We start from the raw sequence: 10,923 nt of genomic DNA, 5'->3' as shown, positions 1-10,923 counted from the left end.
TCGCGTTAAAGGTAGATTAGATAGCTTTAGAAATCGCATCTACCGATGCTTTTGCATCGCCGAACAACATCGCTGTGTTCTCTTTAAAGAACAGTGGGTTTTGAACGCCCGCGTAACCTGTGTTCATTGAACGTTTAAAGACGATAACGTTTTTCGCGTTCCATACCTCAAGGACAGGCATCCCTGCGATTGGGCTATTTGGATCTTCCATCGCGGCAGGGTTAACCGTGTCATTCGCACCGATAACAAGAACAGTGTCTGTTTCAGGGAAGTCTTCGTTGATCTCGTCCATTTCTAGAACGATGTCATACGGTACTTTCGCTTCAGCCAGAAGTACGTTCATGTGACCAGGTAGACGACCCGCAACTGGGTGGATACCAAAGCGAACATCAATGCCTTTCGCACGCAGTTTCTCAGTGATTTCGTGCACTGGGTATTGCGCTTGCGCAACTGCCATGCCGTATCCAGGGGTGATGATAACTGAGCGAGAATCTTTCAGCATTTCTGCTACATCTTCTGCACTCACTTCACGGTGCTCACCTTCTTCTTCGCCATCACTTGATACCGATACAGTTTGACCGAAGCCACCCGCGATAACACTGATGAAAGAACGGTTCATTGCTTTACACATGATGTAAGACAGAATCGCACCCGAAGAACCGACCAACGCACCGGTAACAATCAGAAGATCGTTTGCCAGCATGAAACCCGCAGCCGCAGCCGCCCAACCCGAGTAGGAGTTCAGCATAGACACAACCACTGGCATATCTGCGCCACCGATTGATGCCACTAAGTGACAACCAAATGCGAACGCAATCAGTGTCATCACAATCAGAGCAAACATGCTGCCGTCTGCTTTCACGAAGTAAATCATGAGTGCAGTCGAAACGAGGATCGCAGCAAGGTTCCACTTATGCTTGTGTGGGATGTTCAGTGCAGATGAAGAAATGATGCCACGCAGTTTACCGAATGCGACGATTGAACCCGTAAAGGTCACCGCACCGATGAACACACCTAGGAACACTTCAACCATGTGGATGACATGCGCAGCATGAATCTCCGCAGGGTTCGCAAGGTTCACTGCTGGTGGATCGATAAAGCTGTTGTAGCCTACCAATACCGCAGCCAAACCCACGAAGCTATGAAGCACAGCAACCAGTTCTGGCATTTCGGTCATTTCAACGCGTTTTGCGTAGTAAATACCGATACCGCCACCAATGACCATTGCAACAATGATCCACGCGATGCCTTGTGCGTCAGGACCAAAAATGGTCGCAATCAACGCAATCGCCATACCGGCAATACCGAAGTAGTTACCCGTACGTGCAGACTCTTGTTTTGACAGACCTGCCAAACTCAAGATGAAAAAGAGCGCAGCTACAATATATGCCGCTTGTGTTAAACCTTCAGACATTATCGGCTACTCCTACTTATCTCTACGGAACATTTCAAGCATGCGCTTGGTGACTGTGAAACCGCCAAAGATATTGATGCTCGCAATCAGAACGGCAATAAACGCGAGGAAGGAAACGACCCCATTACCTTGACCGATTTGAAGAAGTGCACCAACAACGATAATGCCGGAAATTGCATTTGTTACTGACATCAAAGGCGTGTGAAGCGCATGTGTCACGTTCCAAACCACGTAATAACCAATCACACAAGCAAGGATAAACACGGTGAAGTGAGACAAGAATGCAGCAGGCGCAACAGAAGCAACCCAAGCAAATGCACCCACAGCCGCGGCAAGGCCAACGACTTTTTTCACTGGAGACGTAGGTTCTTCAACTTTTTCTACTTTTGCCGCAGGTTTAGGCTTCGCTTGTGGCTGAGCGGAAACTTGGATTGGTGGTGCAGGCCAAGTGACCTCACCTTCTTTAATCACAGTAACGCCGCGTAATACCACGTCTTCAAAGTCTATATCGATGTTGCCGTCTTTCTCTTTGCAAAGCAGCTTCATCAAGTTAACGAGGTTAGTACCGTAGAGTTGTGAAGATTGGGTAGGAAGACGACCCACCATGTCGGTGTAACCGATGATTTTTACGCCGTTCTTCGTTAGCACAACTTTGTCAGCTTCTGTGTATTCACAGTTACCGCCATTTGCCGCTGCCAAATCAACAATTACACTGCCCGACTTCATCGAGTCGACCATTTCTTTGGTGATCAGTTTAGGCGCAGGACGACCTGGAATAAGTGCAGTCGTTATAATGATATCAACGTCTTTTGCTTGCTCAGCGTAAAGCTCTGCAGCCTTGCGATTGAAGTCATCAGACATTTCTTTCGCATAACCGTCACCGCTTCCTGCTTGCTCTTCAAAAGCCACTTGCAAGAAGTCTGCACCCATACTTTCGACCTGTTCTTTTACTTCAGGACGAACATCGAATGCACGAACGATGGCACCTAGGCTACCCGCAGCACCGATAGCAGCAAGACCTGCAACACCAGCGCCTGCAACAAACACTTTTGCCGGTGGCACTTTACCCGCAGCAGTAATTTGACCCGTAAAGAAACGGCCAAACTCATGAGCCGCCTCGACAACAGCACGGTAACCCGCAATGTTTGCCATTGAGCTCAATGCATCCAAGGCTTGTGCACGAGAAATACGTGGAACCGCATCCATCGCCAACACATTGATATTTTTAGCAGCAAGCTTTTCCATCAATGCTTCGTTTTGCGCAGGCCAAATGAAACTAACGAGTGTCGTGCCTTCTTTTAGGCTCTCAAACTCGTCATTCCCTTCAACCTGAGCAGGGGCATTAACTTTGAAAATGATGTCTGACTGCCAAACTGTCTCGGCATCAACCACTTTGGCACCTGCTTGTTCAAAAGCAGTATTGTCAAAACTGGCAAGCAGACCTGCATCGCTTTCGACTACAACGTCGAAGCCCATTTTTAAAAGCTGTTCCACCGTTTTCGGCGTGGCAGCAACTCGCGTTTCATGCGCAAGTACTTCTTTTGGTACACCAATTTGCATAGTTAATCCCTGACTATTGGCAGTGTAAGTAAACCGTTTGTAACGAACTAAAAGTGCTCAATCAAGATATGTAGGAAAAAAACTAAAACAATCAATGATCAAACCGTGTTTAAACCCATACTAACGAGTTTTAGTAAGAAAATAACGTAATTCAACCATGGACGGAGGTCAGACCTCTTATATCGTTTTGGTTTTAAGCTATTGATTAAAGACTCATTTATTAAAAAGCGCACTTCCATCGTTCCGAACAAGACTAAACAAGCATCGTGCTAGACATATTTTTTGACCGAAACAGCAATTTTTTGCTTTGATCTCGGTCAGTTAGCCAAACATTCTGTCGCCCATTTGGTCGATAAACGTGTGTGCTTTTTGAAGCATGAGATCTTTCGCACTTTCCTCACCCGGAAGCAAATCAGAGCGGATGAACAAATGCTCTTTTATTTCGCCATCCAATTCTTTGCATATACGTCCAGCAATTCGAAACTGTCCGCCTTCTGCTTTTGGTTCCGGATAAATGAGATAGCCTTTGTACTCAGTTGGCTCAACAGCAGTTTTCCCTTGTTCTTTGCTACCAAACAACCAATTAAATAGACCCACGTTAAATCACTCTTTTTTTTGTCTTTGATTCATAGTGACGAACTGAGAACGCCTTGTCTAGCCTCTTTCCGCATGATGTTTAATCATGACTAAATACCACAGTTCGACAACATAATTATTTTTTCAATAAAGAAAATGTGTTGAATAAGCAAAGTGAATAAGAATAGTTAATCAATATGATAGACCATAAAAGTCTAAGAATAGAGAGAGATAAGTAGGATTAAGATTATAGTGACAACGTCACATTAATATTCAACATATACAAAAAAGCGCTGGTCAAAAACCAACGCTTTTATCGATGATAGGTCTGCAATAAACCTAGCGGATCAGCCCGATGTCACGCTTGATGTGCTCAGGTAAATCAGACGTTGAACGCAACGTTTTGTTTACTTGACGCGTCTGCAAAATATCCATTGCATGGGCAAACAATCCTTTGACAGAAACCGCATAGCTTTTTTGAGAGTTATCAACAGAAGTAAGAACGTGACCGAAATCAACTGCCTGTGTCATTTTATGCTCGCTATGTGATTGACTTTACAATGCAAATTCTAGTCATTTAATTGCATTGTTCATAATGACTATTTTTTGAACTTTGAATTAGAATATCTAATGCGAACGAATTTGGAGACTACGGCCTATCTCCAGATTTTCTTGTTTAAACATGGTTTCTCATTAAAACAGAAAGCAATGAGACATTATTAATTTTTATTTATCATACTGATTACAATTTGATAGCATTTGGCTTTACCGATTCCGTCTGAGGTTTCTTTGTTAGCATTTCTTAGCAAACATGCATCAACCCTTCTTGCATTAGCTGCCGTGTTCGGCTTTTTGCTTCCTGATTTATCACAAGCTACATTGCCTTTTCTGCCTTACATATTGTTTGTTTTGATGTTGTTTACCCTCATTGGTATCGATCAACCTCTCCTCGTGAAAGCCCTATTTAAAAAACAGGCGTGGCTTTATGCCTTATTGCACGGTGGTGTCACAACAGTGGTCGTGGCGAGCATCGCAACTCTCTTCAACGCAAGTTCCGAATTGCTGCTTGCACTAACAGCAGTCTGTGCCACTGGGAGCCTCTTCGCGACCCCTGCAATCGTACGCTCTATGGGATTTGAACCGCTAAAGGCAATGGCATTTACCATCGCCAGCACCTTGATGATGCCTGTGATTCTTTATATCAATCTAACGTTGTTCAGCGGCGATAACTTTGCGCTCGATATGAAGAGCTATTGCCTGAGGCTTGCGGTATTCATCTTTGGCCCAATGGGCTTGTCTTTCCTTATACACAAGAGCATGTCTAAAGAGCGCCTCACCCGAATTCATAGCAAGTTGGCACAATTTACGGTTCTCTTGGTGTTCAGTTTCCCGTTCGGGCTTGCAGGACAATATCGGTGGTTGTGGAACAGCGATCGTGAATTCGCCATTGCCATGTTTTTCCTTGCATTAGCAATTTGCGTACTATTTTTCATCATTGGGTTTGTTTGCTATCGAAAGCATGGGAAGGAAGAAGCATTTATCGCTGCAATTACCGCAGGAAACAGGAATGTGTTACTGACCTACTCAGTGGCAGGCGCGTTTTTAGGACCACTCTATTTGCCGCTTATTGGGGCATTACAGCTACCCACCTATATGCAGCCCATCGTCATTCGCTTTCTGCTGAAGCGACACCAAAAGCTACAGCGAACCTAGACCTGTTTGGTAATACGCCCTCTTGTACTACCTGGCGATAAGAAGGCCCGCCTGCACGTCGCTAGGCGGGAACATCTTCACATGCCAGTGGCAGGAACGAAGTACACGAGCGACGCCCAAGCAACGATCCAAAAGGCAATTAATCCAAAATCTAACCAATCACGCTTTTCCACCATAGTATCCCCCTAAGGAAAGCCTGTTGTAGTTATCGGCACGCCACGAAAAAACTTAACGTTTTCTGACACCCATGAAACATTTACCGATACTGCTTTCAAGAATCTTGTTTTTGGAGGAACAGGTGGCACTGCATGAACACTTTGCGCTGATGCGGCAAGTTATCGCCGATTTATTCCTCAAATGACTTCTATGCAAAAAGCGGACACATATTGCGCAAAAAACCATTCAAATTGAAAATGAGTGAGATAGGGAGAGTCAAGAATGCGGAGTAACGTCCTCCGTAATCTCGAGTAGCTCTGGAATGATTATGGAAAAATCAGGGGCTTACTTAAGTTCAGCACACGGCACATAATGTTGTAGGGTATCTTTTGGCGCACGTAGGTTGTCATTAGCACGAGCATATTCAATAAAACTATCCGACAAAATAACGCCAATAGACACAGGCTGAGTAACGAGGTTTTTCAACGCGTCATACCCTTCCTTCCCTTGTGATGTGTAAGCAGACGACACAGCACGGTAGGTTTTCTCTAACTCAATATCGCGCCATTCTCCAGATACTATCTGGTATTGAAGCTGAGTGATTCGCTGACCTTCTGGCATATTGCATTCATAGGTATACCGCAATCCAGCCGTATAAGGGAAACTGCCATTGCCTGTCCCTTCCACACCGTTGTTAGTGGCATTGTTGATCGCCCCTTCCAACGCCGCTTTGACCTGCGCACCTGTGGGTTCATAAACCATCAGATCGATCGCGAATGGCAATAACCGTCCAGCGACATCTGCCGCTGTGAGTTTGCCTGCTTCGAGTGACACACGCACACCACCAGCATTATGGATGGCGAAATCGACATCATGACCACGAATATTGGCGGAATAAAGCAAACCTTCGCAGACCAGTGGTGCTATTTGGCTCGGCCCTTTTTCGTCAGGAACACGAATATGGCGTAGACTATCGGACAACATAGTGACAACGTCACTTCGCATAGCTAAGACGGCTGGACGGTATTCCGTATTCAGCAATGCTTTGACGTCTTTGTTGCCACGACAGTGTAAAACATTCGATTGTTCAGCAAGATACAATTTAGCCGCATCAAAATCATGCTCATCGAGTGCCACATCCCATGAGGCATCCAGCGCCAATCCGCGACCGAGCATGAGGTAATTATCACCGGTGTGTGACAGGACGCTGCCATCACTGTTTAACGTCACATCAAGTTTACCAATGGCCAAGGCATGACACCCTGCTTGCACCACCAGCGTATTGTTAATTTTGCGGCCATAGGGTTCAGCGTTACCCTGCCCTATATTGCTAAAATCACCTTGCAGTACATGACTATGTCCACCCACGACAACAGACAGACCTTCTACCTCTTCCGCCATTTTCAAATCTTGGTCATACCCAAGATGGCTAAGCAGTACGATATTGTTGATTCCTAGGGTATCGCGGATGTATGCAATGGTATTTAACACGACCATTTTCGATTCGAGGAAAGGCGTGTCAGCATCTGGCATGGCGATCTGTGCCATTTTATCGATAGAGACACCAAAAATAGCCACTTGATGATCACCGAAGGTTTTCACCAGCACTTTCGCACACTGTTCTTGCGTATCGAAATCATACAACAAGGGTTTTCCCTTTAACGGGCAAGGCTTGTTTTGAATTTCTTGGCTGACGTCCCAGTTGCCAGCCAGCAATGGGAAGGAGATGTGATCGAGGAATTTCGATACCGCGGCGTTGCCTAAATCTAATTCATGGTTCCCCAATGCCATGGCATCGAGATCAAGCATGTTCAAGAGTTTAGCGTTGGCATCGCCTTTGAAAAGGTTGTAGTACAAGGTGCCTTGAAAGCAGTCTCCAGCATGTAGGAATAGAAACGCATTCCCTTCGCGTTCAGCATTTTCACGAAATTGCGTTGCCACCGTTTTAATACGTGCAAAACCGCCACTCGTCGCGTAAACACGCTTTTCCTGCCCTTTTACAGACAGCGAAACAGGTGTTGGCTCAAAGTGGGAGTGTGTATCGTTGATGTGTGCAATTGAGAGCGTGAAGCGAGTGACTTTAGGCATGATTCCCTTTGATGCAGTGCACAAAACGAGATGGTATCAGAATCTAAGCCTAGTTCACATACATCACATTTTGGTTAAACCGTTTACATGCAGGGAGATAACAGATTAATGGGTTAGTCAATGCGCGAGAAAAAGCACAAGAACTTTTATCATTAACCCTAGAGACAAACTGATCATGGCGGCATACCACCATTTCAACTCGTCATTTGAAAGGCTTCTAACACGAAAAAGAACCACATTAACTTGATGCCAATTGTCCGTTCTTGCAGCATATTGAAACGCACAGCGCACCAGCATCACAATGCCAGAGACCAATAAAACCGTTTCAACTGCCTGCGCGATAACCATCAGCACGCTTGAATTCTCTCTTCGTGGGTCATGTCTTATTCAAATTAAACAAATGACCCGAAAACATTCAACGTTTTGTTTGGCTTTTGCGCCCTAGATGTGAAGGCACTTGCATCCCAACAAAAAGAGGAGCCAAGCTCCTCTTCACGGTTTTACGTGGATGGCTAAGCGCTCTTAGCCACTTAATCCGTCAGCACACCGTTTTCATAATCACGCATGGCTTGGTTTATCTCCTCCATGGTATTCATGACGAACGGGCCATAATGCACCACAGGTTCGTTGATGGGCTCACCTGCCAGAATCAACACGCCCGCTTCTTTCTGTGCTGTGAGTGAAATGGTCTCACCTGCAGAAAGCTGCGCAAAATGCCCTTGAGGCACCAGCGTACCTTCAACATCAATATCGCCGCGATACACAAACAGGTTCACTTGATAGCGTTCTGACACATTCAATGTACGCGTTTCTTTTTCCACCGCACGCCAGTCAGCAACCACAGCTTCAACACCCGTCTTTTGAAGGGGCCCTGTTAGCGCATGACCACTCTCGGTCAAATTGCCAGAGATAACACGAAGCAAGTTCTTGTCCGTACCGTACTCATTAATCTCTTCTGTCTGAAAATCATGGTACTGCGCTGGGTTCATTTTCTTGGCGGCAGGCAGGTTAATCCAGATCTGGAAACCATGCAGACCACCTTCACTCATGATTGGCATTTCACTGTGGATAACGCCTTTACCCGCAGACATCCATTGCGCGCCACCGGTTTTTAATTCTCCCACATTGCCCATGTGGTCACGGTGTTGGAAATGCCCAGTAAGCATATAGGTTAGTGTTTCAATGCCACGATGCGGATGCGGCGGAAAACCACCAATGTAATCATCAGGGTTTTCGCTTTTCAGCTCGTCGATTAATAAGAATGGGCTGAACTTAGCATCGTTAAAGCCATGCACTCGGTTGATTTTTACACCGTCACCGTCTTTCGAGGCATGTGAGCGAATGATGCGAGTTACATTTCTTGTTGTCATTGTTCTCTCCTTAGTTGCACCCAGTTTACGAAGGAGTGATGAAAGACAACACCACCCAGACAAGAACAAGTCATTCAATTATTTCGAACGATACGCACCTCACCAACAAAATTATCGGTAAAGTTAGTTACATCCTATTCGGCAGGAAACGTGCAGATAGTCTCCATAACGCTTTTTGCTTTTGGTGAGCGAAAAGATTCTCTTTGTGGATCGTGCAATGTTTGATATTTATCGATCACAAGGTTTTTCACGGATGAGCACAAATGATCGAGTGGCAAGCAAACCGGCTGTGGTATCAATCTGATGATTACCGCTGCTTTGGCGTGAATATCGGTCAGCGAATGATGATTGTCCGCTTAGAAAGCGGTGAATTGCTCATTCACAACCCTACGACACTGACAGAAGACATTCGCCAACACATCGCCAAGTTGGGTACCGTCAGTATCATCACAACCGTTAACAGCCATCTTCATGCTGCGCTGTCTGATTGGTGGCTCGCGTATCCTGATGCATACTTTTATTCCGCGCCTGGCCTTGCGTCAGTTCGAACAGACATTGGCTTTGATGGCACGCTGAACTCAACCACTTCACCCCGTTGGAAAGGACAACTTTACCAAACCATCGTGCGTGGCAACGATCGAAGCGAAGACGTCGTTTTTTGTGACCCTTTGAGTAAAACGTTACTCTTTGGAGAGAGCATACTTTGGTTAAACGAAGGATCGCTGGGTCGACAATTGGCGGGAAAGCTATTGGGTTGTCACAATCAAGCTTCTATTCCTTTCTATCACCAAATGTCTGTGAAAGAACGCAATCTGCTCAGGTGGTCCCTGCAAGAAATTCTAACTTGGCCGTTTGAGCACATTTTACCTATACATGGAGATCCAATATGGTTCGACGGTAAAAAGAAACTGGCGAATGCATATGCATGGCTGCTCGGACATTGAGTACGTCAAGTTATTCATAGCCCTTTATTGTTAACTCGCTATAATGATGCGCAATTTTCTCTCAACAGTAGAAATCAACTTTTCATGAAGCAAAATATTCTCACCTTTTTCAAAGGTATGGCCATGGGCGCAGCTGACGTTGTCCCGGGCGTTTCAGGTGGTACCATCGCATTCATAACAGGTATCTACGACACACTGCTAGAAAGTATTCGCCGTGTGAACCCTTCTCTATTTTCAAAATGGCGCAAAGAAGGCTTCTCCGCTGTTTGGACGCACGTTAACGGCACATTCTTAGTCTCTTTGCTTTCAGGTATTTTGACGGCAATTTTGACGCTAGCAAAAGCCGTTTCCTATGCACTCACTGAGCACCCTGTTGTTATTTGGGCATTCTTCTTCGGTTTGATTGTTGCGTCTGCCATCCACATGATCAAACAAGTCGAACGCTGGGCAATGGGTGAAATCGCGTTGGCGATTGGCGGCGCGATATTTGCCTACGGCATTACTGTCGCGAGTCCTATTACGCTCGAATTCAGTATGCTGACGGTATTCATTGCCGGTTCAATCGCTATCTGCGCGATGATCCTTCCAGGCATTTCCGGTAGCTTTATTCTGCTTCTGCTTGGCATGTATGCGCCTGTACTCGATGCGGTGAAGAGCTTAAACCTGCCTATTCTGGCGTTGTTTGCGCTAGGTTGCCTTGTCGGTATCCTCTCTTTCTCCCATGTTTTGTCTTGGCTACTTAATAACTACCGCAGCCTAACCATTGCGTTCCTCACCGGCCTTTTGATCGGTGCGCTAGGTAAAGTATGGCCGTGGAAAGAAGCCATCAGTTTCCGCATAAACTCATCGGGTGAGAAAGTGCCATTGGTTGAGAAAGTCCTTTCTCCTTCAGCATTTGAAGCGGCTACTGGTCAGCCGTCTCAGCTGATGATCGCCGTTGTGATGATGATCGTTGGCTTTGGCATTGTTATTGGACTCGAAAAGGTTTCCGAGAAACTCGCTGACTAATCGTTCACTATTCAACCAAACACTCAGGGCTGCGCTATGTAGCCCTTTTTATAGGCGAAATTTCAAGACATCCCTCACACAGATTCACAACAAT

The 10,923-nt window shown here is 45.7% G+C and carries 9 protein-coding genes; 3 read left to right on the top strand and 6 right to left on the bottom strand.

What is annotated here, in order from left to right; genetic code table 11:
- Positions 1-16: 16 nt before the first annotated feature.
- From pntB to BM082_RS10600, 4 genes are all read right to left on the bottom strand, one after another.
- A complete protein-coding gene (gene pntB / locus BM082_RS10615; RefSeq protein WP_017007938.1) occupies positions 17-1,414 on the bottom strand; it encodes a Re/Si-specific NAD(P)(+) transhydrogenase subunit beta in 1,398 nt (465 codons plus the stop codon).
- Positions 1,415-1,426: 12 nt separating this feature from the next.
- Positions 1,427-2,974, bottom strand: coding sequence for a Re/Si-specific NAD(P)(+) transhydrogenase subunit alpha (gene pntA / locus BM082_RS10610; RefSeq protein ID WP_017007939.1), 1,548 nt, complete (start codon positions 2,972-2,974; stop codon positions 1,427-1,429).
- Positions 2,975-3,295: 321 nt separating this feature from the next.
- Positions 3,296-3,571 (bottom strand): HlyU family transcriptional regulator, encoded by a 276-nt coding sequence (locus tag BM082_RS10605; RefSeq protein ID WP_017007940.1) that lies wholly within the window; start codon positions 3,569-3,571, stop codon positions 3,296-3,298.
- 318 nt (positions 3,572-3,889) lie between these two features.
- Positions 3,890-4,081: a hypothetical protein gene (locus tag BM082_RS10600; RefSeq protein WP_017007941.1), complete on the bottom strand. Its 192-nt coding sequence runs from the start codon at positions 4,079-4,081 to the stop codon at positions 3,890-3,892.
- Between the two features lie 258 nt (positions 4,082-4,339).
- Between BM082_RS10600 and BM082_RS10595 the strand changes: the two genes are divergently transcribed.
- A complete protein-coding gene (locus BM082_RS10595) occupies positions 4,340-5,263 on the top strand; it encodes a hypothetical protein (protein ID WP_017015597.1) in 924 nt (307 codons plus the stop codon).
- A gap of 501 nt (positions 5,264-5,764) precedes the next feature.
- Here the strand turns inward: BM082_RS10595 and BM082_RS10590 are convergent.
- Both BM082_RS10590 and BM082_RS10580 read right to left on the bottom strand, forming a co-directional pair.
- Positions 5,765-7,507, bottom strand: a complete 1,743-nt coding sequence (locus tag BM082_RS10590) for a bifunctional metallophosphatase/5'-nucleotidase (RefSeq protein WP_074926901.1) — start codon at positions 7,505-7,507, stop codon at positions 5,765-5,767.
- Positions 7,508-8,037: 530 nt separating this feature from the next.
- The gene (locus tag BM082_RS10580) at positions 8,038-8,877 is read right to left on the bottom strand and encodes a pirin family protein (protein WP_017015599.1); all 840 of its coding nucleotides are present in this window, start codon (positions 8,875-8,877) and stop codon (positions 8,038-8,040) included.
- A 263-nt stretch (positions 8,878-9,140) separates the two neighbouring features.
- Here BM082_RS10580 and BM082_RS10575 point away from each other — a divergent pair, with 263 nt between their 5' ends.
- Complete coding sequence (locus tag BM082_RS10575) at positions 9,141-9,821, top strand: DUF4336 domain-containing protein (RefSeq protein WP_017016457.1); 681 nt, start codon at positions 9,141-9,143, stop codon at positions 9,819-9,821.
- An 84-nt stretch (positions 9,822-9,905) separates the two neighbouring features.
- Positions 9,906-10,829 carry a polyprenyl-phosphate transporter gene (locus tag BM082_RS10570; protein WP_017007948.1) on the top strand — a complete coding sequence of 308 codons (924 nt, stop codon included), beginning with the start codon at positions 9,906-9,908 and terminating at the stop codon, positions 10,827-10,829.
- The last annotated feature ends 94 nt before the right edge of the window (positions 10,830-10,923 follow it).

The organism is Enterovibrio norvegicus DSM 15893 (assembly GCF_900115495.1).
Taxonomy (GTDB): Bacteria; Pseudomonadota; Gammaproteobacteria; order Enterobacterales; family Vibrionaceae; genus Enterovibrio; species Enterovibrio norvegicus.
Note: the sequence above shows the minus strand (reverse complement) of the source record. Positions and strands in the feature narration are given on the sequence as shown.

Coding starts and splice junctions, on each gene's coding strand:
- BM082_RS10570 (WP_017007948.1), top strand. CDS start 9,906: ATGAAGCAAAATATTCTCACCTTTTTCAAAGGTATGGCCATGGGCGCA.
- BM082_RS10580 (WP_017015599.1), bottom strand. CDS start 8,877: ATGACAACAAGAAATGTAACTCGCATCATTCGCTCACATGCCTCGAAA.
- BM082_RS10575 (WP_017016457.1), top strand. CDS start 9,141: ATGATCGAGTGGCAAGCAAACCGGCTGTGGTATCAATCTGATGATTAC.
- BM082_RS10590 (WP_074926901.1), bottom strand. CDS start 7,507: ATGCCTAAAGTCACTCGCTTCACGCTCTCAATTGCACACATCAACGAT.
- pntA (WP_017007939.1), bottom strand. CDS start 2,974: ATGCAAATTGGTGTACCAAAAGAAGTACTTGCGCATGAAACGCGAGTT.
- pntB (WP_017007938.1), bottom strand. CDS start 1,414: ATGTCTGAAGGTTTAACACAAGCGGCATATATTGTAGCTGCGCTCTTT.
- BM082_RS10600 (WP_017007941.1), bottom strand. CDS start 4,081: ATGACACAGGCAGTTGATTTCGGTCACGTTCTTACTTCTGTTGATAAC.